This is a genomic window from Herbidospora sp. RD11066 (assembly GCF_054661255.1).
Map to the genome: position 1 here is coordinate 1,229,466 of NZ_BAAGDO010000001.1, position 21,606 is coordinate 1,251,071.

A 21,606-nucleotide genomic window follows, 5' to 3' on the forward strand; every position below is an offset into this window, starting at 1 on the left:
GCCTCACCACAGGCCGGGTTGCGCATGGTGTGGGCACGTCCATCAGATTGGAGGGCATGAGATGTCCACAAGAGCACGCGCCGTGAGGTGGGGGGTCCCGGCCGCCGCCGTGTTGGTGGTGGCGGGCGCCATCGGAGCGGGCCCCGTGATCGCGGCCGTCCAGGGGGATCCGCAGCTGCCGGAGCTCACCGCCGACCAGCTCGTCACCGAGGTCGCCGCCCGCTGGGGCGGGCCCGGGTCGGTCGCGCCGATGTCCGGCACCATCGTCGAGACCGCGTCCCTCGGCATCCCCGGCCTGCCCGCCGCGCCGGCCGGTCCCAGCCCGCTCGCGCTGCTGTCGGGTTCCCACGAGCTCAAGGTCTGGTACGGCTCCGCCGACCAGTTCCGCCTCGCGATCCCCGGGCCCATGAGTGAGCAGAACCTGATCCACAACCAGGGCCAGACCTGGTGGTGGGACAGCGCCGCCAACACCGCGACGAAGATCAAGCTTCCGTCCGGTACGACCACTCCCGCGCCCCTCCCCACCGCCGCCGTGACCCCGCCCGACGCGGCCCGGCTCGCGTTGGCCATGGCCGAGTCGGACACCGCGGTCAGCGTGGGCAACGACGCCACCGTCGCCGGACGGGCGGCCTACGAACTGGTTCTGGCCCCGAAGGCGCCCGAGTCGCTGATCCGCGACGTGCGCCTCGCGGTCGACGGCGAGACCATGGTGCCGCTGCGGGTGCAGATCTTCGCCAAGGGCGCCGCCGAACCGGCCTTCGAGGTCGGCTTCGACTCCATCACCTTCGCCAAGCCGGCGCCGGAGAACTTCACCTTCACCCCGCCCCCCGGCGCGAAGGTGACCGAGGGCGAGCTGCCCGAGTTCACCAACGAAGCTCCCCGGATGCCCGCCGACGACCTCGCCGTCACCGGAAAGGGCTGGACCGCCGTGGTGAGCCTGCCCTTCGACGCCGCCCAGTTCAAGGACAACCCGCTCCTGGCCGCGGCCAGGACCGTCGAGGGCGGCAAGGTGATCGCCACCAAGCTGGTGTCTGCTCTGATCACCGACGACGGCCGTCTCCTGGTCGGCGCGGTGACCCCCGAGACCTTGGAGAAGGCCGCCGGATGAACACGCCCGCGATAGCCACGCGGGGTCTGACGAAGCGCTTCCCGGGAGGTCAGGTCGCCGTCGACGCCGTCGACCTGACCGTCCCGGGCGGTTCCGTGTACGGCTTCCTCGGCCCCAACGGATCAGGAAAGACCACCACGATCCGCATGCTGCTCGGCCTGGTCACCCCGACCGACGGCACCAGCGCCCTGTTCGGCGCCCCCGCCCGCGCGGCCCTGACGAGGGTGGGCGCGCTGGTCGAGGGCCCGGCCTTCTACCCGTGGCTGACCGGCGAGGCCAACCTCCTCCGCCTGGACGCCGCCAACCCCGCGTCCGACGCGCGGTCGGCCCCGATGCGCGTGGCCGAATCGCTCCACCGGGTGGGCCTGACGGCGGCGGCCGGAAAGCGCTACAAGGCCTACTCCCTGGGCATGCGCCAGCGCCTGGCCATCGCCAGCACTCTGCTCAGCCGCCGAGACCTCCTGATCCTCGACGAACCCACCAACGGCCTCGACCCCCAGGGCACCCGCGAGGTCCGCGGCCTGATCAAGGACATCGCCGCCGACGGGACGACGGTCTTCGTCTCCTCCCACCTGCTCGCGGAGGTCGAGCAGATGTGCACCCACATCGGCGTCATGCGGACGGGGCGGCTGGTCGCCCAGGGCTCCCTCGGCGACCTGAGATCGGCCGCGGCGGCGCGGGTCGAAGTGGAGACACCCGACGTCGCTCTGGCGACGGGCGTCCTGACCGGCCTCGACCTGGCCGACGTGACCCCCGGACCCGAAAGGGTCAGCGCGGAGCTCGGCCGCCTGGCCCCCGAGCACGTGAGCGGCCTGCTGTTCAAGGCGGGCGTCTCGATCCGCGGCTTCCAGGTGATCAGGCCCAGCCTGGAAGACGTCTTCGTCGGCCTGACGGGGGAGGGCTTCGATGTCGACGCATAGCCAACCGACCACCGACCAACCCGACACGAGAAGAGCCGGCCCTCACGAACACCAGGCTGTCGCGACGGAACCCGCACAAGACCCGAAATTTAGTGATGTGGGGGCGCACACGCCGGACGGGCGGATCGAAGCGGGGAGCTCGAACGGCGTGGCGGAAGAGCCTTCTCCGATCCCGAAATTTCGTGATCGGGAGGTGCCTGTCGCTTCGGCTCGTTCGACGGAGCGCCATGGGGAGGCTGCGGCTGAAGTAGGGAGCTCAAGCGGAGCGCGTGATGGGCTCGGCGTTTCCCCGGCTGCGGGCGTCTCCGGTCGGCCCTCGCGTGGGGCGGAGGTCACAGGAGCCCCGGACCTGGATGGTGGCGTTCCGATCAACGCCGACGGGCAGGTCTCTCTCGCTCTGGAAACCGAAGGGCCCGGTGGCGAGAGCCCCTCAGTCTCGTGGGGGTCGACGGTTCGGTTGTATCGGTCCGAGGTCGGGCTGATCTTCCGGCGGCCTCGGACCGTGGCGATGCTGGCCGTCGTCGCGGTGGTTCCCGTGCTCTGTGGGGTCGCTATCCGGGTGTTCGGGGGTGAGGGCGAGGCGTTGATGATGCAGGTGGCCGGGAACGGGCTGGCGTTGGGGTACGTCGCGTTCTCGATCATGGTGCCGTTGATTCTGCCGCTGGTCGTCGCGGTCGTGGCGGGGGACACGCTCGCGGGGGAGGCCGGGCTCGGCACACTGCGGTATCTGCTGGTCGCCCCGGCCGGGCGGGCCCGGCTGCTGGGGGTCAAGTTCGCCGGGATGGCCACTTTCGCGCTGGCCACGTCGCTCGCCATCGTGGTGGCGGCGCTGACGACCGGGTTCCTGCTGTTCCCCGTCGGGCCGGTCACACTGCTCTCCGGGACGACCGTGCCGCTGGTCGACGGGCTGCTGCGGATCGGGCTGATCACGCTCTACGTCACGCTGGGCATGATCGCGCTCGGCACGCTCGCCCTGGCCGTGTCGGCGTTCACCGACGCGGCCATCGGGGCGATCGTCACCACGATCGTGCTGGTGCTGGTCAGTCAGGTGCTGGCGTTCGTGCCGCAGCTCGAGGTCATCTCGCCCTACCTTCTCACCTCGTGGTTCCAGCGGTTCGACGGAGCGCTCCGCGATCCGCTGGCCACGGGGGACATGGGTCAGGGGGTCCTGGCGTTCGCCGCGTACATCGCGATCTTCGGGTCGGTCGCGTGGGCGCGGTTCACGTCCAGGGACATCACGGCCTAGGCGGTGGGCTTGCGGCGCAGGGCGGCGACCGCGACGCCCACACCGGCGAGGCCCACGACGATGCCGACGCCGCCGATGAGGCGGGCGGTGCCGTCGGAGGAGTCGGTGTGCTCGGCCGCGGCCGGGGCGGCCGCCGCGACCGGGGCCGTGGTGGCGGTCGGCGCCGCGGCGGCGGGGGAGGCGGCGGCGTGGTGGTCGTCGGTGACCGGCGGGGTGAGCTTCAGGGTCGGGATCGGGTGCTCGGCCTCGCCGCCGTCGGTCTTCGGCTCGTCCTTCCACTCGACGACCTCACCGCTGCTGTACGTCTGCTTGGTCGGGAAGTAGAGGTGGTCGGTCGTGGTGGGCAGGCCGCCGAGGGAGACCTCGAACTCCTGGAACTCGCCCGGCTTGACCTCGCCGCCCGACCACGTGATCTTCGTGACGGCCTCGGTGATCTCGCCGTACTGCGACTGGACCGGGGTGGGCAGCTTGCCCTCGGTGACCTCGGCCTTCCAGCCGGGGACCGGCTTGACCGAGACGAACGGCAGCGGCGCGTCGACGGGGAAGGTGACCTCGATCTTGGTGGTCGAGGCGTCGTCGCGCTCGTTGGGGACGCGGAAGGCGACCTTGCTGAAGCTGCCCTGCGGAACGGAGCCGGGCTGGATGGTGACGTGGGCCAGCGCGGGGAGCGCGAAGCCGAGGGTGAGGGCGGTCGCGGTCGCGGTGATCGTCAGGGCACGGCGAATAAGGGACATGACAAAGACTCCACTGGTCTCACAAAGGGAAAAAGGGGACGGGTCTAGAGCCCGGCCAGTGGAGGGCCTCGCCTGATGACGGCGTGCCGGAGGGGTCGTACAGAGGAAGGAAGAACCGCCGTGGCGCGGACCCGCGCCTGACGCGGCAGCGACGGAGGCGCCGGCGCCTTGAGCACCCGCCACGCGCCGACCCCGAGCCGCCGCAGCACCGCCCACAGCGCGGCCTCGCCCCGGGCGAGCCACCAGGCGGTGATCAGCGAGGCGGTCAGGTGGGCCAGGACCATGCCCAGCGACACCCCGAGCCCGCCATGCCCGTGATCGGGATCGATCAGCACCCGCGCGGTCTGCCCCTCGGTGAAGAGCTCGTGCAACAGCGCCTGGACGACCACCAGCACCCCGGCGATCACCCCATGAGACCGCTCACGACCCGCGAGCGCATAGGCCCCACCGAACACCCCGGCCATCCCGGCCCCGAGCGCCCACAAGGTGGGGCCATTGCCCCCGGCGGCCTGGTGCCCGACGGCGGCGAGCACGACACAGACGGCGGCGAAGGCGGAAGCACGGGCGAGCCTCAAACCAGGCCCGGCGAACCGGCCCCGGCCATGATCATCCGACGACGCCTGATTCCGGGTGTGGCCACCGGACCGCGCGGGCCTTATGCCGGAAGGGCGGACGGCCCGATGCCGGTTCCTGCTGCGGTCGCTCAGTCCCGCGGGGCCTGTACCAAAGGGGTCGACGGCCTGATGCCGGTTCCTGCTGTGCTCGCCTGGTCCTGTGGAGCCTGTGCCGAAGGGGCCGACGGCCGAGTGCCGGTTCCTGCCGTGGTCACCTGATCGCGCGGCGCCTGCACCGAAAGGTCGATGGTGATCGTCGTCTGACCGGCGCACGGCCCCGCCTCGGTCGCGCGGGAGTCGCGCGGTGGCGGGGATCGGGTGGCTCGTCGGCATGGCGGGCACATCTTCTCACGCTTTGAACGGATGTCACCCCCGCACCCAAATCGATCCCGTCAGGAGCAGTGCGATATTTCGGTTTTTGTCGCTAATGTGGCCGCGCGGACCAAGAACGTTTTCGAGGTGGGTGACATGCGGCACTTCTTCGGGCTGCTCGTCGGGATCGTCGTCGCCGCCGCCCTGCTGTTCGGCGGGGGGTGGGCCTCGCGCGAGTTGCTACGGGGATCCGTGTCCGACCTCGACCCCATCCGCGACAACCGGATGCTGATCGCGCTGGGGATCATGGCGGTCGTGGGGCTCCTCCTCGGGCTGGTGATCGCGGGGCGGGTCTCGCCGCTCGCCGCGTTCGTGCCCTCGATGGTGCTGCTGGCCTGGACGGTCGTGTACGCCATCGACGTCTCCCGGGCCACCAGCCTGGCCCCGGTCGGCGCCACCGTGCAGAAGGAGATCGCCGAGGCGGGTCAGGGGATGCTGGCCCTGCTCTCCAACGGGGTCTTCGGGCTGCTGGGGATCGCCCTGTTCGTCCCGGTGCTCATGCCGTCACGGTGGGCGGGTCCGCATCAGGAGTACGACGAGGAGTACGAGGAGCAGCCCGAGTACTACTGACGTAGAGGTGGGCCACCACGTCTTCGATCGACTCCTGGTCGGGGACGAGCGCCCGCAGCTCCGCCACGCTCCCGTCGAAGGCCAGCCGTCCGTGGTCGATCAGGAGCACCCGCCGGCAGAGCCGCTCGACGTCGCCCAGGTCGTGGGTGGTCAGCAGCACCGTCGTGCCGCGCTCGGCGTTGAGCCGGGCCAGGAAGGCGCGGACCTCCGCCTTGGCCACGACGTCGAGCCCGATCGTCGGTTCGTCGAGCACCAGCACCTCGGGGTCGTGCAGCAGTGCGGCGGTGACGTCGCCGCGCATCCGCTGGCCGAGGCTGAGCTGGCGGACCGGGGTCCGCAGGAACGGGCCCAGCTCCAGCACCTCGGTCAGTTCGGCGAGCCGCTTGGCGTACCGATCACGATCTACTTTGTAAAGGAGTCGGACCAGCTCAAAACTGTCCCGGAGCGGAAGATCCCACCAGAGCGTCGTCCGCTGGCCGAAGACCACCCCGATCCGCCGCGCCAGCGCCTTGCGCTGCCGGGCGGGGTCGAGCCCGGCGACCAGCGCGCGCCCGTGGGTGGGGGTGAGGATGCCCGTGAGCATCTTGATCGTCGTCGACTTCCCGGCGCCGTTGGGGCCGAGGCAGCCGACGAACTCCCCGGCCTCGACCCGGAAGGTCAGGTCGTGGACGGCCGGGACGACCGTCCCGCGCACTTTGAAGTCGCGTCCCAGCGACATGGTCTCGATCATTCAGTTCCCCGTCGATTGGTAGCGGCGGATGCCCGTCCGCCAGGCCAGCGCCGCGAGCCCGGCCAGCAGGAGGGCGGCCAGGGGCGAGGCGAAGCGCAGCCACGCCGGCAGGCCGAGGGGGTCGGGCTGGTCGAGGACGTACAGGGCGGGCTGCCAGTTGACGAAGGCCAGCGGGACGATGAACGTCACCCCGCGCACGAGCTGGTCACCGTAGACCGACAGTGGATACATCGTCAGCGTGCCCCCGCCGTAGGTGAAGGCGTTGGAGATCTCGGGGGCGTCGACCAGGACGAACTGGAGCGCCGCCCCGAGGGTGAAGATCGCCGTGAAGATCACCACGCCGCAGAGGATCATCACCGGCACCATCCAGGCCCGCGACCAGGGCACGACCGGCAGTGCCAGGCCCAGCACGATCATCGCCTGGGCCATGCGGCCGATGCGGTGGGCGCCGAAGCCGTCGGCGGCCATCTGGACGAAGGGGGAGACCGGCCGGATCAGCATGGTGTCGAAGCTCCCGGCCTTGATGTGCTGGCTGAGGCGTTCGATGTTGCCGAAGAGCATGTCGGCGATGGCGAAGGAGACGCCGCTGGTGCCGTACAGGAACAGGACCTCGCGGAAGTCGAACCCGCCCAGCGTGGTGACGTGGAGGAAGACGATGCCGATGGAGACGGCGTCGAGGGCGTTGATCGCGAACGAGCTGATGATCGACACGACGAACGAGGTGCGATATTGCGCGGAGGCGCGGGCCCACGTCCAGGCCAGCAGCAGGTAGCTACCCACCCTGCACCACCACCTTGCGCCGGGCCGCCGCGGTCAGCAGTGCGCCGAGGGCGAGCAGGACCACCGCCCAGAAAAGCTGGAACCCCAGCGCTTCGAGGGGTGGCCGGGTGCCGAGCCACAGATCGGCGGGGACCTGCACCATCGCCGCGAACGGCGAGGCCTCGGCGACCGTGCGCAGCCAGCCGGGGAACAGCCCGAGCGGGAGCACCATCCCGCTGAAGAACATGGTCAGCAGGGCCGACAGGGTGTGCATGCCCCGGTCGTCGGTGGTCCAGCACGACGTGAGCGTGACGAGGTAGCGCCAGCCGAAGCTGACCACGATCCCCAGCACGAACGACGCGAGGAACCAGGGCGAGGCCGGCCCGGTCACGGTGAAGAGGAGCGCCCCGATGAGGGTGGGCGGCAGGCTGCGGGCGAAGGCGAGGTAGGCGGCCCTGCCCAAATCCTCGGATAGGCTCCACAGCAGCAGTGGAGCGGGTCTGACCAGGTCAAAGGCGATATCCCCCGACCTGATCCGGTCGCCGAACGACAGGCCGCGGCCGAACACCTGCATGGGCCCGATGAAGGCCTGGGTGAGGAAGCAGAACGTGACGGCCTGGGTGAGGGTGTAGCCCGCGAGGCCGGGGCGGGCCTCCCAGAGGGCTATCAGGACATAGGCCCGCAAAATGCCGAAAACGGTGTTGGTGAAGGCTCCGGCGAGCGCCGCGGCGAGGTAGGTGCTGTGCCGGCGGAAGCCGTACTGGAACAAGCGCAGGTAGAGGACGAAAGCGGTCACCTCCCGGACCCGGATCTTAACCCTGGAACTGACCCCTGCCGATCTATGTAACCCCTGTGTAACATCCTGGGTTACCTAACTAGGCATAAGGGAACGAAACGGACAAGGAGGGTCGGCATGGACGCTGAGATCGACGTAGACGTTCGCCCGGAATACCCTTTGAGCTGGCAGGCCATCGCGGCCAACGGGTTGCTGATGGGCACCATGAAGCCCATCTCCGCGGTTCTGCTCCGCACGACCACGAGTCTGATCCTGGCCAACCGCCTGATAGAGCTGGGCGGTCGATTGCCGGGTCTGGTGCCGGCCACCGTTTCGATCGAAGAGGAGTCCTTCGGCGCCTGCTCGGGGGAGTGGGTACGGGGATCCGGGCATCCCGACTCCGATTTGGCCGAACTCGATGAGAACAAGGTCGTCCTCTACCTCCACGGGGGCGCCTATTTCATCTGTTCTCCAGTGACGCACCGGCCGATCACCTGGCGGCTCTCCGCCGTGACCGGGCGGCCGGTGCTCGCACTCGACTACCGTCAGGGGCCCCAGCACAAGCTGGCCGAGTCGCTCGCCGACGCCCTCGACGCCTACCGGGCCCTGCTCGATCGGGGGTTCCCGCCCGAGGGCATCATCCTGGCGGGTGATTCGGCCGGGGGACACCTCACCCTGGCCCTGCTCCTCAGCCTCAGGGACAACGGGCTGCCGCTTCCGGCGGCGGCCATTGTTCTGTCTCCGTGGGCCGATCTCAGCGACGAGCGCAAGAAGGCCAACCGCTGGGCCGACCCGATGCTCCCGGCCGGCCGGGTCGAGTGGCTGTCGCGCCGCTGGACCGAGGGCCTGGACAACCGCGACCCGCTGGTCTCGCCGGTCTTCGGCGACTACACGGGCCTGCCGCCGCTGATGATCGTCACCAGCACCACCGAGGTCCTCCGGGAGGAGGCCCACCGGGTGGCCGAGCGGGCCCGCGCCGACGGCGTGCCGGTACGGTACGAGGAATGGCGCCGGATGCCCCACGTCTTCGCCATCCTGGCCGACATCCTCCCCGAGGCCCGCGAGGTCTTCCCGCACATGGGGACCTTCGTCGAGGCGGTCGAGGCGGCGGCCCGCGCGACGAGCGGTGATACCGCGGCCGCTTGAAGCGAGACGCGGACGGCCGAAGGCCGGTCGTGGCTCGCGTTCGGAATCTGCCTCGAAGACAAGTGTGACTGCTGATTCGGCTGTGACCTGCGGATAGTTACCCCGAGGTCGTAGTGACCTAACCCGTTATGCCGCTTCTGCGTAGTGAGAGGCGCGGACCGTTCCACCCGGCCACAGTGTGCTGTGCGTACTTCTTTGATCGGAGAGGTAACTTCCGGATGGCACGAGGCGGAACGGGCCCCCAGAACGGCATGCCCCCCGGCGTGCGACCACTGACGGTGGGAGACCCGGTCATCATTGGCCGATATCTGCTGCTCGGCCGTCTCGGCACCGGCGGCATGGGCGTGGTCTATCTCGCGGAGCCGCCGGAGGGCGGCCTGGTCGCGCTGAAGACCCCCCACCCGATGCATCTCTCCGACGCGACCTTACGCGCCCGGTTCACCGAGGAGATCGAGTTCTCCCGCCGCGTCGTGCCGTTCTGCACCGCGGCCGTGATCGAAGACGGGAGCGACCGCGACCGTCCCTACCTGGTGACCGAGTACATCGCCGGGCCCGGCCTGGCGCAGGTGGTGGCCGCGCACGGCCCGCTGACCCCCGATCTGGCCTACGGCGTCGCCCTCGGCTCGGCCGCCGCGCTGGTGGCCACCCACGACGCCGGGCTCGTGCACCGCGACCTGAAGCCGGGCAACGTGCTGCTCTCCCCGAGCGGGCCCTTCGTGATCGACTTCGGCATCGCCCGCGACCTCGACACGCTGGCCGCGCACACCCAGGCCGGGCAGATCATGGGCAGCCCCGGCTGGGTCGCCCCCGAGCGGCTGACCGGCGGCCCGGCGATCCCCGCCTCCGACGTCTTCGCCTGGGGCTGCCTGATCGCCTTCGCCTCGACCGGCTACCACCCGTTCGGGTCGGGCGAGGCCGAGGTCGTGATGCGCCGGATCATGCTGGAGGAGCCCCGGATCTCGGCGGTGCCCAAACTGCTCTGGGACACCGTCAACGCCGCCCTGCGCAAGGAGCCCGCCGAGCGTCCCGACGCCGCCGAGCTGCTGTCGGCGCTGCTGGCCGCCGGTGGGGTCGGTCTGCCGCCCGACCTGCGGATCGCCGTGGCGGAGGTCATGGAGGAGATCTGGCAGCCGGTTCCCTATCCGAAGAACGGCGCGGTCAAGCAGGTGTCGTCGCGGGCCGTGGCGGTCGCGGAGACCGGCGCCAGGGGCCGTCGCCGCAGGGGCGCCTCGACCGCCCAGCACGCCGGTTACGCCGCTCTGGCCACGGTGACCATCGCGGCGTTCACGGTGGTGGCGGCCACGAGCTCCCCGGCCGGGGGAGTCCAGACGGCGGAGCCGCCTCCGGCGGTGCCGATGGTGGTGCTGCCCAACGAGGAGGGCGCCTCGCCGGAGGTGCTGGGCACCTCCCGGCCGCCCGCGCAGGGCGAGGTCCCGCCCGGCACCGAGCCGGGAACGCAGGTCACGGTGACCGCGACCCGGACGATCACCCCGACCTGGCCGCAGGGCCAGGACCCTTGGGGGACGTCCTTCCCGTCGCCCCCGCCGGGGGAGGGAGGCTGGACCCAGGGTCCGCCGGACGACCCGGGCCCGACGACCCGGCCGACGACCAACCCGACGCCTACCCGCCCGGTCCCGACGGGCGGGATCACCACGGAACCGCAGTGGGGCGACGAGGAGTCTCCTCAGCCGTCGCCGAGCCCGTCGGCCTCGCCGTCCCCCTCACCGTCGCCGAGCCCGTCACCGTCTCCGTCGCCCTCGGACGGGTGATCGGTCGCACTCCCGGGTGGACACCGGTTTGGTGGCGTTCAGGCCGTCCGCCGCGGGGCGGGCGATCTCCCCGGTGGTGAGCACGTAGCCGGTGCCGGCGTCGGAGAGGTTGGCGGCGAAGAGCATCCCGACGACCTCCTCGCCGGGCCCGAACAGCGGCGCGCCCGACATGCCCGGGTCGATGGCGGCCTGGAGGACGAGCACCTCGCGCTTCACCGTGCGCTCGTTGTAGATGTCGTTGACGTGGGCGGTCGTGGGCGGGCCCGCTTCGCCCGACCGGACGGTGAGCTTTCCGTCCTTGGAGTAGGCGGCGAACGTGGCGCGGTCGCCAGGCTCGATCGAGTCGAAGTTCAGGAAGTCGGCGTCCAGCCCCGGTACCCGCAGCACGGCGACGTCTTTACGCGGATCGAAGACGACGACGTGGCCCTCGTGGCGTTTCCCGTCGGAGGCGGTCACCGTGATCGGGCCCTCGGTGCCCGCCACCGTGTGCGCGGTGGTGAGCACGCGGTCGGGTGAGTAGGCGAACCCCGAGCCCTGGATCCTCTTGGTACAGGAGGGAGCGGTGCCCGCCAGGTTGACCACATTCGCCCCGTACAGCGGCATTTCAGGCGAAGCCGAAGCCGAAACCGGCGCGGCGGACGGGGTGGCCTCCGTCGTCGTGGACTCCAGGCCCACGGCGCAACCCGGCGCGGCGGTGAGGACGACGAGCATGCATAACTTCCCGATCACCCGTAGAGGGTACGGTCCCGCCGCCGCTTGTTACGTCAGATCCTTCGAGGGTGACCTGCGGCGTCCACGGCGGCGGGACCGGGCTTCTAGTGGAACTGGTCTTCCTCGGTCGACCCGCGCAGGGCGGTGGTCGAGGAGTCCGGTGAGATGGCCGTGCTGACCAGGTCGAAGTAGCCGGTGCCGACCTCGCGCTGGTGCTTGGTGGCGGTGTAGCCGCGGCGCTCGGCCGCGAACTCCGCTTCCTGGAGCTCCACGTAGGCCGACATGCCCTCTTCGGCGTAGCCCTTGGCCAGGTCGAACATGCCGTAGTTCAGCGAGTGGAACCCGGCCAGGGTGATGAACTGGAACTTGTACCCCATGTGGCCGAGCTCGCGCTGGAACTTGGCGATCGTGGAGTCGTCCAGGTGCTTGCGCCAGTTGAACGACGGTGAGCAGTTGTAGGCGAGCATCTGGTCCGGGTAGCGGTCCTTGATCGCCTCGGCGAACTGGCGGGCGACGTCCAGGTCCGGCGTGGCCGTCTCCATCCACAGCAGGTCGCTGTACGGCGCGTAGGCCAGGCCCCGCGCGATGCACGGGTCGACGCCGTTGCGCACGTGGTAGAAGCCCTCGGCGGAACGTTCCCCGGTGAGGTAGGGCTGGTCGCGCTCGTCGATGTCGCTGGTCAGCAGGGTCGCGGCCTGGGCGTCGGTCCGCGCGATGACCAGAGTGGAGACGCCGCACACGTCGGCCGCGAGGCGGGCCGCGTTGAGCGTCTTGACGTGCTGCGAGGTCGGGATCAGGACCTTCCCGCCGAGGTGGCCGCACTTCTTCTCGGAGGCGAGCTGGTCTTCCCAGTGGACGCCCGCCGCGCCGGCCGCGATCATGCCCTTCATCAGCTCGAAGGCGTTGAGCACGCCGCCGAACCCGGCCTCGGCGTCGGCCACGATCGGCGCCAGCCAGTGGGGCGCGTTCTCGTCGCCCTCGGCCCAGGTGATCTGGTCGGCGCGCAGCAGCGCGTTGTTGATGCGCCGCACGACGGCGGGCACCGAGTTGGCCGGGTAGAGGCTCTGGTCGGGGTAGGTGTGGCCGCCGAGGTTGGCGTCCGCGGCGACCTGCCAGCCCGACAGGTAGATGGCCTTGAGCCCGGCCCTGACCTGCTGGACGGCCTGGTTGCCCGTGAGGGCGCCGAGGCTGTTGACGTAGTCCTCCGTGTGGAGGAGGTCCCAGAGGCGCTTGGCGCCGAGCCGGGCGAGGGTGTACTGCTCCTGGACGGAACCGCGCAGCCGCACGACGTCGTCGGGGGCGTACGTGCGCTCGGTGCTGGACCACCGGGGGTTGGTGTCCCAGTCGTGGCGCAGCTCGGCGGCGGCTGACCTGAGGCGTTCCGACATCATCTTCTCGTCACTCCCTTGTTGCGCGACGTCACCTGGGGTGCTTGGTACGAGTTTGTGTTGATGTCAAGAGATACGACAAGCCGAGATGTCTAGAAATATGGCCAAATCTTCCCCTGGGCGGAAATTCTTGCCCGGATTGACGTGAGAAGAAACGTCGAATTTTTCCAAAGGACTAGACCAATCGATGTGAGCTGAGTCACTGGGCCTGGAAGATGTCACGAAATTTCGCCTACTCTGAAGAGATGCCCTCCGTACTCAGCGAAGAACCGCTGTCTTTGACGCAGGAGATCGACCTGCTCGCGTTCGGGCAGCGCCTCAAACACCTCCGCCGCCAGCGCGGCCTGACCCTGTCGGAGCTCGGCGAGCGCGTCGGCCGGGCGCCCAGCCAGCTCTCGCTGCTGGAGAACGGCAAGCGCGAACCCAAGCTGTCGCTGCTGAAGTCACTCGCCTCGGCGCTCGGCGTCCCGGTCGAGGAACTGCTGCGCCGCCAGGCCCCCAACCGCCGCGCCCAGCTCGAGATCGCCCTGGAGGAGGCCCAGCGCGACCCCCTCTACACCTCGCTCGGCCTCACCAAGCTGAAGGTCTCCGCCCGCGTCCCCAACGACGTGCTGGAACACATCCTCGGTCTGTACGACGAACTCAAGGCCCGCCAGGCCAAGGGCACCGCCACCCCCGAAGAGGCCCGCGCCGCCAACGCCGAGCTGCGCCGCAAGCAGCGCGAGGCCGGCAACTACTTCGAGGAGATCGAGGGCGCCGCCGCCGAGGCGCTGCTGTCGGTCGGCTACCGCAGCGGCGCCCTGTCACAGAGCACCATCCAGGCCCTGGTGGCCCACTACGGCTTCACCGTGCACACCGCCCCCGACCTGCCGCGTTCGGCCCGTTCGGTGACCGACCTGCGCAACCACCGCATCTACCTCAAGCACGAGCAGCTCGGCATGCACACCCCGCGCACGATCCTGCTCCAGACCATCGGCCACATCGCGCTGGGCCACCACAAGCCGCGCGACTTCGCCGACTTCCTGCGCCAGCGGGTGGAGGCCAACTACTTCGCCGCGGCCGTGCTGGTCCCCGAGGCGGCGGCGGCCCCCTTCCTGCTGGAGGCCAAGCGCGACCGCGCGCTCTCCGTCGAAGATCTCCGGGACGTGTTCGCCGTCTCCTACGAGATGGCCGCCCACCGCTTCACCAACCTGGCCACGCACCACCTCGACCTCGTCTGCCACTTCGTGCGCAACGACGCCGGGGGGATCATCTACAAGGCGTACGAGAACGACGGCATCATCTTCCCGGCCGACGAGCAGGGCGCGATCGAGGGCCAGCGGCTGTGCCAGCAGTGGTCGGGGCGCCAGGTGTTCCGGTCGCCCGACCGCTACTCGGTCTACCACCAGTACAGCGACAGCCCCACCGGCACCCACTTCTGCGTCGCCCACGTCGACCCCTCCCACGAGAAGGACTTCGCGATCACGCTCGGCGTGCCGTTCCGGGAGTCGCGCTGGTTCCGGGGCCGCGAGACCACCCGCCGCACCAAGTCGAACTGCCCCAACGGCGACTGCTGCCGCCGTCCCCCGGCCGAGCTCGCCCAGCGCTGGGAGGGGTTCGCGTTCCCGTCGGCGCGGGCGAACTCCCACGTCCTGGCGGCGCTCCCGCCCGGTTCGTTCCCGGGTGTCGACGAGGTCGACGTGTACGCCTTCCTCGAACGCCACGCCGCCGAGTAGAACGGTCACTCCACCCCATAGGGTGTGTCCGTGACGTTCAGGGGGGAGGGCGGGCGTGCTGCCTGAGGTGCTGGCGTGGTCGGGCGGCCGGTCGTCGTCGGCGTCCGACTGGCCCCTTCCGGCGGTGCTCGCGGCCAAGGGGGCCACGACGATCAGCGTCGTCCTGCCGGCCAGGAACGAGCGGGAGACCGTCGGCGAGATCGTCACGGCGATCCGGCGCGACCTGGCCGGGCTGGTCGACGAACTCGTGGTGATCGACTCGCGGTCGACCGACGACACCGCCGCCGTGGCCTTGAAGGCGGGCGCGACGGTGATCGCCCAGGACGAGATCCTGCCCGATCTCAAACCGCTCGACGGCAAGGGCGAGGCGCTCTGGAAGTCGCTCGCCGCCACCACCGGTGACCTGCTCGTCTTCATCGACTCCGACCTGCGCGAGTTCGAGACCTCCTTCGTGACCGGCCTGCTGGGCCCGTTGCTGGCCGACCCGACGGTGGCGTACGTGAAGGGCTGCTACGACCGCCCCTTCGGCGCTGAGCAGACCGGCGGCGGTCGGGTGACCGAGCTGGTCGCGCGCCCCCTGATCAACCTCCACTGGCCCGAGCTGGCCGGATTCGTCCAGCCGCTGTCGGGGGAGTACGCCGGGCGCCGCACCGCCCTGGAGCGGGTGCCGTTCGTGACCGGCTACGGCGTGGAGCTGGGCCTGCTCATCGACCTGCTGGAGCTGTGCGGGCTCGACGCCCTGGCCCAGGTCGACCTCGGCCGCCGGGTGCACTCCCACCAGTCGACGGAGGCCCTCGGCGGGATGGCCGCGCAGATCATGCAGACCGCCTGGTCCCGATTGACCGGGGTGCCGCTGGGGAGCAGCCAGCTCAGGCTGACCCAGTTCCGGCGGTCGGCGTCGGGACACGAACCGGTCGAACACGATGTCTCGGTCGCCCAGAGACCTCCGATGGTGAGCGTTCTATCCTGAGCGGGTGCCAGATGCCTGGTTTCACTCGCTCAGCTCCCAGCCTCATCGTCTGACGGTCGAGGAATACGCGCTCCTGCCCGAAGACCTGCGGATCGAAGTCGTCGACGGCTACGTGGCGCATCGCCCGGGGCCCGGCCGGCGGCACCAGGTCGTGGGGCGCCATCTGGCCAACCTCCTGGAGAAACACGCCCGCGAGGCGATGAACCGGGGTTACGGCTGTCTGACCGTCGCCAATTCCGTGGATCTCCGCCTGAGAGACGCGCCGCTGCACGTGCGGCGGCCCGATGTCGTCCTCTACCGCTGCCTCGACGGCGGCGACGCGCTGCGGCCCGACGACGTGGTCCTGATCGCGGAGATCGTCGAGGCCGATTCCGAGATCACCGACACCTGTGGCAAACCCGCCGAATACGGGCGGGCTGGGATCCCTTTTTACTGGATCGTCCGGCTCGACCACGGCGGGATCTCCGCCATCGAGCGGTTCCATCTCGACCAGGCGACCATGACGTACAAGCACATCGGCACGCTCATGCGCGACGAGGGCGGTTCGCCGGAGATCGGGACGCCGATCTCGATGGTCATCGACTGGCCGGAGCTCCAAGAGTCGCCGCCAGCTGGGCCGGGCTGAGGCGGGCCGAGCCCACGTAGTAGAGGACCGTTCCCAGGGTCAGTTCGGCGTGCCAGGGCGGGTTGACCAGCAGTGACTCGCCGTCGCGGGCGGCCAGCAGGGTCGCGCCGTGGTGGCGGCCCAGCGCCGTCTGGCAGTGTTCGACGGTCACCGGGCCGACCGTGAGCGGGACCGAGTAGGTGTCGGCGCCGCCGTGGGTCATGAGCTGGGCGTAGATGTCGCTGATCCCGGGGTCCTTCAGCTCCTCGGTGATCATGTGGGGGGTGTGCCACTGCACGCAGCGGACCCTCTCGCTGACGTACCGGACATGCTTGACCCGCGACAGATCGCGCAGCGCCACCACCAGATGAGCGGTGGTGATCACATGGTCGGCGGTGAGCGCGACGGCGAGGGCCTCGTTGTCGTCGCGGGCGTCGACCAGCACACTGTGCGCCCGCTGGACCCCGGCCCGCTCCAGGGTCCGGTCGTCGGCCAGGTCGCCCCGGACGAAATCCACGTCCATCTCGGGCATGGGGTGGTTCTGGACCTCGTCCCAGGCGCAGACGACCACTTTCGTGCCGTCGGCCGACAGTTCCTCCACCATCGTCTCGGTACGTCCAGGGCTGTACCCCAGCAGCACGATGTGCCCCGACAGGTTCACAGTGATCGAGCCGTGCATGCGGCGCCCTCTCGTGCGTTCGATCCGGGTGGCCAGGCGGGTGAAGAGGGTGGTCAGCGCCGCGATGCCGCCGATGATCACATAGGCGCCCACGACGTGGCCGGTCGCCGACTTGGGGAACAGGTCGCCGTAGCCGACGGTCGCGGCGGTCACCACGAAATACCACCAGTAGTTGCCCAGAGAGGTGATGTCGCTGCCCGGCTCGGCCCAGAGCATGAGCGGCCAGCTCGTCAGGAAGACGAAGCCGAGCACGAGGACCGGTGTCCACCAGGTGCTGATCCGGGCCAGCAGCCGCGCGAGAAAGATCGGCATATACAACCCCATTCCGGTGCAGGTCACCATATATGGACCGCGCCCAAAAATGGAGGAGCCGTGAGCCTCCCGGCGGCGCCCGGGAGACTCACGGCTCAGATCGTGGGGATCGTCAGGGGTAGGAGACCACCTTGGCGGGGATGGTCGCCGTGCCCTGCGCGGGTCCGCCGGTCGTGTTGATGACGTGGTTGATGATGCCGTTGCCGCCGAGCGAGACCGCCAGGAGGCTGTGGAACTTCACCGTCGGCCTGATCGGCACCTCGAAGACCCGGTCGACCTGGATCGTCGGGTCGACGTTGAAGTAGCAGTAGGCGCCCATGCCCCAGCCCTCGTGGACCTGGACGTTGTCGCCGACCTTGTAGGCGGCCCAGCCCTTGACCGTGCCGTTCATGTAGGCGGCCTGGTTCGGCGGGTCGTAGGCCTTCTCGTTCTGGAAGAAGATCGTCCGGCCGCGCTCGCCGTACCACTCGACGTCGTACTTGCGGTAGTGCTCGACGAACAGGCCGGTGGCCAGCACGTCGTCACCGTTCACGATGAGGCCGGTCTCGGCGGTGTTGACGTTCCAGCCGATGCCCTCACCGTGGTCGCCGCGCCACAGCCACGTGTGGTCGATGATCACGTCGTCGCTGTTGACGACCACGCTGACCTCGGCGTTGCCCGCGAAGGCGCCGCCGATGCGGACGAACACGTCCTGGAGCGTGGTCGGGTTGGCGGCGTGGTCGGCCGAGGAGCCGGGCGGGCCGACCTCGATGAGCACCGGCGACTTCTGCGGTCCGGCGTCGATCAGGAAGCCCGCGAGGCGGACGCCGTCCACGTCGGCGACCTTGACGGCCACCGAGGCGTTCTCCGGGATGATCGTCGCCAGGCCGAGGCCCAGGACGACGGTGTTGGCCCGGTTCACGTTGATCGGGGCGCTGAGGCGGTAGATGCCCGGGGTGATCAGCAGGTTGAGGCCCTGGGCGAGCGCCGCGTTGATCCGGGCCGCCGAGTCGCCGGGCTTGGCGACGTAGAAGTCCGTCAGCGGGAGCGAGGTGCCGGGGGTGGCGCCGTTCGCCCAGCTCTGGCCCCGCGCGTTGGTGCGGAGCGAGGGCACGAAGACGCGGTAGGCGCCGCCGCCGTCCACGTACAGGTAGGGCTTCTCGCGGGAGATCGGGGTGTTCTGGAGGGTGGTGTAGACCGGCTCGGGGAAGCCGTTGGCCGGGGCCCCGACCACGCCCGAGAACACCATGTTCCAGACGCCGTTGATCCAGCTGCCGATCGTGGAGTCGCGGGTGTACCACTGCTGCTGCGAGTAGGGCCCGACCGAGCCGTCGACGCGCGAGTCGGCGATGTAGCCGCCCGACGCCCAGCCGTAGCCGGTCGGCGCGAGGTTCAGGTTGCCCTTGATCCACATGCGGCGGAACGGCGCGGCCTGCGACACGGCCCACTGGTTGGTGCCGCCGGTCGGCTGCACCGACAGGTTCTCGGTGGAGCGCCAGAAGTTCTGCGTGGCGTTCCCGCCGAACCAGCCCGCGTCGACCGTGATGCCGCCGTTGATCGTCACGTCGCCGGGGTTCTGCCCGAGGCCGTAGATCGAGGTGTAGAAGCCGACCTTGGCGTTGACGTTGTAGGTGCCCGGCTTGAACAGGAAGGCGTGCCGCCCGGTGCCGAACTGCGCCGACTCCTGCTGGGTGAACACCGAGTCGAGCTGGCTCTGGATCGTGGCCGCCGGCGTCGAGGGGTCGTAGACGTGGACGTTGGAACCGAGGTCCCCGCCGCCCGTGATCGGGCCGCCCGGGTCACCCGGGTCGACGGGACCGCTGCCGGTGTAGACGGCGACCTCCCAGAGTGAGTAGCCATAGCCGGTGGCGCGGGCTGTGCCGTTCACTCGCAGGTAGCGGCCGTTGCCCGTGACGGTGTGCGACTGCACGCCGCCGGTCGCGCCGGTCACCGACTTGAGGGTGGTCCAGGTGGTGCCGTTGGTCGACGACTGGATCTGGAAGGCGGAGGCGTAGGCGGCCTCCCAGCGCAGGTCGACCTTGCAGATGTCGACCGCGGAGCCCAGGTCGACCTGCACCCACTGCGGGTCGGTCGCCAGGCTCGACCAGCGGGTGCCGTTGTTGCCGTCGAACGCCGCCGAGGCCGGGAACCCGGCGCCCTGGAGCGAGGAGGCCGTGGCCGGCTTGTTGAGGGCCGCGTTGGTCGTGCCGCAGGTGCCGCCGGTGGAGCCGTCCGGGCCGAAGACCTGGAACTCCCACAGGGAGTAGCCCCAGCCGGTGGCCCGGGTCACGCCCTGCATCCGGACATACCTGTAGGTACCGCTCACGGTCAGGGTGTCGGTACCGCCGTCACCCGCGGTGACGTTCGAGAGCTCGGTCCAGGTGGTCCCGTTGGTGGAACCCTGGATCTTGTACGCGCTTCCGTAGGCCCCCTCCCACAGGAGGGTCACCTTGTTGAGGGCCTGCGCCGACCCGAGGTCGACCTGGACCCACTGGTCGTTGGTGTACAGGCTCGACCAGCGGGTGGCGGTGTTGCCGTCGACGGCCGCCGATGCGGGCGTCCCGCCGTTCTCTGTTGACGATGACGTGGCCGTCTTGCCCTGCGACAGCAGGACGTCGGCGAAGGCGGGGCTCGGTAAGGCGACCAGCGTCGCGGCCACCGCCGCCGACGCGGCGCCCAAGGCTATGAGCCTAGGCAGACCTCTCATGCGTGTTTCTCCACGGTGAAGGGGGGTGTGAAGGGTCTTTCTCAATGCCTTATTTCGATCCTTGATTTAACTTAACGGGAACATGGACGTCAAGGGGTAGCCTGTGCGGGTGACGACCTTCAACCCTGAATTGCCGGCCGAGATCGCCGAGGTCCGCGACTGGGTCCGCGCGTTCGCCCGAGACGTCGTCCGCCCTGCTGGGGCGGTGTGGGACGACCGCGAGGAGACGCCCTGGCCGGTGCTTCAGGAGGCGGCCAAGATCGGCCTCTATTCGATGGATTTCTTCGCCACCCAGTGGTTCGAGACCAGCGGCCTGGGGCTGCCGGTCGCCTTCGAGGAACTGTTCTGGGGCGACGCGGGCATCGCCCTCTCGCTGACCGCGACCGGCCTGGCCGCCGCCGCCCTGTCGGCCAACGGCACCGACGAACAGGTCGGCACCTGGCTGCCGGTCATGTTCGGCACACCCGACGACGTGGCCGTCGGGGCCTTCTGCGCTTCCGAGCCTGACGCGGGGTCGGATATCGGGGCGATCCGCACGTTGGCCACGCGATCGCCCTCAGGGGACTTCCGGCTCAACGGCACCAAGACCTGGGTGTCGAACGGCGGCATCGCGGCGGTGCACATCGTCGTGGCGACCGTCGATCCGTCGCTGGGGGCGCGGGGGCAGATGACGTTCGTCGTACCGCCGGGGACCCCGGGTTTCTCGCAGGGCCAGAAGTTCAGGAAGCACGGCATCAGGGCGTCGCACACCGCCGAAGTGGTCTTGGACGATGTGGTCCTGCCCGCGTCGTGCCTGCTCGGCGGGGTCGACAAGATGGAGGAACGGCTGGCGCGAGCACGGGCGGGCCAGAAGTCGGGCGGGCAGGCCGCACTGCGGACCTTCGAGGCCACCCGGCCCGCCGTGGCGTCGATGGCCGTGGGGATCGCACGGGCCGCGTTCGAATACGCGCGCGACTACGCCAGGGAACGGCGCCAGTTCGGACGGGCCATCGGCGAGAACCAGGCGGTGGCGTTCCTGCTCGCCGACATGGCGACCCGCATCGAGCTGGCGCGCCTGCTGACGTGGAAGGCGGCCTGGATGGGGCGGCAGGGGGCCGGGTTCTCCTCGGCGGAGGGCTCGATGTCGAAGCTGGTGGCGGGGGAGACGGCGGTCTGGGTGACCGAGCAGGCGATCCAGGTGCTGGGCGGGGCCGGATACACCCGCGACCACCCGGTGGAGCGCTTCCACCGCGACGCCAAGATCTTCACCATCTTCGAGGGCACCTCGGAGATCCAGCGCCTGATCATCTCCCGTGCGGTGACGGGCCTGGCGGTCCGCTAGCCGTGGCCCGAGTCGTAGATCAGCCAGCGGTCGGCCGGGCCGTTGCGGCCCAGCCAGTAGCTGAGGCCCGTCTCACCGCTCGGCATCTCCGGGGTCTCGTCCCGCTGTGACAGCTCGAACAGCACTCCGACCTGGACGACCTCCCAGAACCGTCCCTGCAGATCGCGGTCGGGGCCCACACCGGTGATCTTGGCGTGGCTCACGGTCCAGTCGCAGCGGACGGCCTCACCATGTTCCGCGTAGGCGGGGGTCGACAACTCGTCCATCGTGTCGCCGTCGCGGGCGTTGATCGCGGCGAGGTAGACGGCGACCGTCCGTTCGGGAGGGTCGGCGGCCGACGGGACCGATCCGACGGACCCCGTGCGCGGGCAGATCTGCGCGCACCCCGTGGTACCGATGGCCGACGCGAGAACCAGCGCCAGACCCGTGCGCAGGAGATCCACTGGAAACCTCGGTGAGATGGCGTTCCGATCCTGG

Annotated in this window: 20 protein-coding genes; 10 read left to right on the top strand and 10 right to left on the bottom strand. The window is 69.9% G+C overall.

The window, feature by feature from the left end; genetic code table 11:
• Positions 1–82: 82 nt before the first annotated feature.
• From ACYQ78_RS05510 to ACYQ78_RS05520, 3 genes are all read left to right on the top strand, one after another.
• The gene (locus ACYQ78_RS05510) at positions 83–1,108 is read left to right on the top strand and encodes a LolA family protein (protein ID WP_459799569.1); all 1,026 of its coding nucleotides are present in this window, start codon (positions 83–85) and stop codon (positions 1,106–1,108) included.
• Positions 1,105–2,028, top strand: a complete 924-nt coding sequence (locus ACYQ78_RS05515) for an ABC transporter ATP-binding protein (protein WP_459799570.1) — start codon at positions 1,105–1,107, stop codon at positions 2,026–2,028. Before ACYQ78_RS05510 ends, ACYQ78_RS05515 begins: the two co-directional genes overlap by 4 nt.
• A gap of 457 nt (positions 2,029–2,485) precedes the next feature.
• Positions 2,486–3,274 carry an ABC transporter permease gene (locus ACYQ78_RS05520; protein ID WP_459799571.1) on the top strand — a complete coding sequence of 263 codons (789 nt, stop codon included), beginning with the start codon at positions 2,486–2,488 and terminating at the stop codon, positions 3,272–3,274.
• Here the strand turns inward: ACYQ78_RS05520 and ACYQ78_RS05525 are convergent.
• Both ACYQ78_RS05525 and ACYQ78_RS05530 read right to left on the bottom strand, forming a co-directional pair.
• Positions 3,271–4,008 carry a YcnI family copper-binding membrane protein gene (locus ACYQ78_RS05525; protein ID WP_459799572.1) on the bottom strand — a complete coding sequence of 246 codons (738 nt, stop codon included), beginning with the start codon at positions 4,006–4,008 and terminating at the stop codon, positions 3,271–3,273. The two genes, ACYQ78_RS05520 and ACYQ78_RS05525, sit on opposite strands and share 4 nt — an antisense overlap.
• Positions 4,009–4,052: 44 nt before the next feature.
• Positions 4,053–4,583: an MFS transporter gene (locus ACYQ78_RS05530; RefSeq protein WP_459799573.1), complete on the bottom strand. Its 531-nt coding sequence runs from the start codon at positions 4,581–4,583 to the stop codon at positions 4,053–4,055.
• Positions 4,584–5,090: 507 nt separating this feature from the next.
• On the opposite strand from ACYQ78_RS05530, the gene ACYQ78_RS05535 reads away from it, so the two are divergent.
• Positions 5,091–5,564, top strand: coding sequence for a hypothetical protein (locus tag ACYQ78_RS05535; protein WP_459799574.1), 474 nt, complete (start codon positions 5,091–5,093; stop codon positions 5,562–5,564).
• On the opposite strand, the gene ACYQ78_RS05540 is transcribed toward ACYQ78_RS05535, so the two are convergent.
• The 3 genes from ACYQ78_RS05540 to ACYQ78_RS05550 are packed head-to-tail and all read right to left on the bottom strand — an operon-like array spanning position 5,491 to position 7,849.
• The gene (locus ACYQ78_RS05540) at positions 5,491–6,294 is read right to left on the bottom strand and encodes an ABC transporter ATP-binding protein (RefSeq protein WP_459799575.1); all 804 of its coding nucleotides are present in this window, start codon (positions 6,292–6,294) and stop codon (positions 5,491–5,493) included. The genes ACYQ78_RS05535 and ACYQ78_RS05540 overlap by 74 nt on opposite strands.
• Positions 6,295–7,074 carry an ABC transporter permease gene (locus tag ACYQ78_RS05545; protein ID WP_459799576.1) on the bottom strand — a complete coding sequence of 260 codons (780 nt, stop codon included), beginning with the start codon at positions 7,072–7,074 and terminating at the stop codon, positions 6,295–6,297.
• On the bottom strand, positions 7,067–7,849 hold the full coding sequence (locus ACYQ78_RS05550) for an ABC transporter permease (RefSeq protein ID WP_459799577.1): 783 nt from the start codon (positions 7,847–7,849) through the stop codon (positions 7,067–7,069). Before ACYQ78_RS05550 ends, ACYQ78_RS05545 begins: the two co-directional genes overlap by 8 nt.
• Positions 7,850–7,966: 117 nt before the next feature.
• Between ACYQ78_RS05550 and ACYQ78_RS05555 the strand changes: the two genes are divergently transcribed.
• Together ACYQ78_RS05555 and ACYQ78_RS05560 are read left to right on the top strand one after the other, a co-directional pair.
• A complete protein-coding gene (locus ACYQ78_RS05555; RefSeq protein WP_459799578.1) occupies positions 7,967–8,974 on the top strand; it encodes an alpha/beta hydrolase in 1,008 nt (335 codons plus the stop codon).
• A gap of 218 nt (positions 8,975–9,192) precedes the next feature.
• On the top strand, positions 9,193–10,743 hold the full coding sequence (locus ACYQ78_RS05560) for a serine/threonine-protein kinase (RefSeq protein ID WP_459799579.1): 1,551 nt from the start codon (positions 9,193–9,195) through the stop codon (positions 10,741–10,743).
• Here ACYQ78_RS05560 and ACYQ78_RS05565 read toward each other — a convergent pair.
• Positions 10,714–11,472, bottom strand: coding sequence for a trypsin-like peptidase domain-containing protein (locus ACYQ78_RS05565; protein ID WP_459799580.1), 759 nt, complete (start codon positions 11,470–11,472; stop codon positions 10,714–10,716). The two genes, ACYQ78_RS05560 and ACYQ78_RS05565, sit on opposite strands and share 30 nt — an antisense overlap.
• A gap of 86 nt (positions 11,473–11,558) precedes the next feature.
• Complete coding sequence (aceA, locus tag ACYQ78_RS05570) at positions 11,559–12,842, bottom strand: isocitrate lyase (RefSeq protein WP_459799754.1); 1,284 nt, start codon at positions 12,840–12,842, stop codon at positions 11,559–11,561.
• A 245-nt stretch (positions 12,843–13,087) separates the two neighbouring features.
• On the opposite strand from aceA, the gene ACYQ78_RS05575 reads away from it, so the two are divergent.
• The 3 genes from ACYQ78_RS05575 to ACYQ78_RS05585 are packed head-to-tail and all read left to right on the top strand — an operon-like array spanning position 13,088 to position 16,152.
• Entirely contained in the window at positions 13,088–14,557 is a 1,470-nt protein-coding gene (locus ACYQ78_RS05575; protein WP_459799581.1) for a helix-turn-helix domain-containing protein, read from the top strand.
• 55 nt (positions 14,558–14,612) lie between these two features.
• A complete protein-coding gene (locus tag ACYQ78_RS05580; RefSeq protein WP_459799582.1) occupies positions 14,613–15,527 on the top strand; it encodes a glucosyl-3-phosphoglycerate synthase in 915 nt (304 codons plus the stop codon).
• Positions 15,528–15,531: 4 nt separating this feature from the next.
• Complete coding sequence (locus ACYQ78_RS05585) at positions 15,532–16,152, top strand: Uma2 family endonuclease (RefSeq protein ID WP_459799583.1); 621 nt, start codon at positions 15,532–15,534, stop codon at positions 16,150–16,152.
• Here the strand turns inward: ACYQ78_RS05585 and ACYQ78_RS05590 are convergent.
• Together ACYQ78_RS05590 and ACYQ78_RS05595 are read right to left on the bottom strand one after the other, a co-directional pair.
• Entirely contained in the window at positions 16,103–17,122 is a 1,020-nt protein-coding gene (locus ACYQ78_RS05590; RefSeq protein ID WP_459799584.1) for an NAD-binding protein, read from the bottom strand. The genes ACYQ78_RS05585 and ACYQ78_RS05590 overlap by 50 nt on opposite strands.
• Positions 17,123–17,234: 112 nt before the next feature.
• The gene (locus tag ACYQ78_RS05595) at positions 17,235–19,781 is read right to left on the bottom strand and encodes a discoidin domain-containing protein (protein WP_459799585.1); all 2,547 of its coding nucleotides are present in this window, start codon (positions 19,779–19,781) and stop codon (positions 17,235–17,237) included.
• Between the two features lie 136 nt (positions 19,782–19,917).
• Between ACYQ78_RS05595 and ACYQ78_RS05600 the strand changes: the two genes are divergently transcribed.
• Entirely contained in the window at positions 19,918–21,129 is a 1,212-nt protein-coding gene (locus ACYQ78_RS05600) for an acyl-CoA dehydrogenase family protein (protein ID WP_459799586.1), read from the top strand.
• On the opposite strand, the gene ACYQ78_RS05605 is transcribed toward ACYQ78_RS05600, so the two are convergent.
• Positions 21,126–21,572, bottom strand: a complete 447-nt coding sequence (locus ACYQ78_RS05605; RefSeq protein ID WP_459799587.1) for a hypothetical protein — start codon at positions 21,570–21,572, stop codon at positions 21,126–21,128. The genes ACYQ78_RS05600 and ACYQ78_RS05605 overlap by 4 nt on opposite strands.
• Positions 21,573–21,606: the final 34 nt, after the last annotated feature.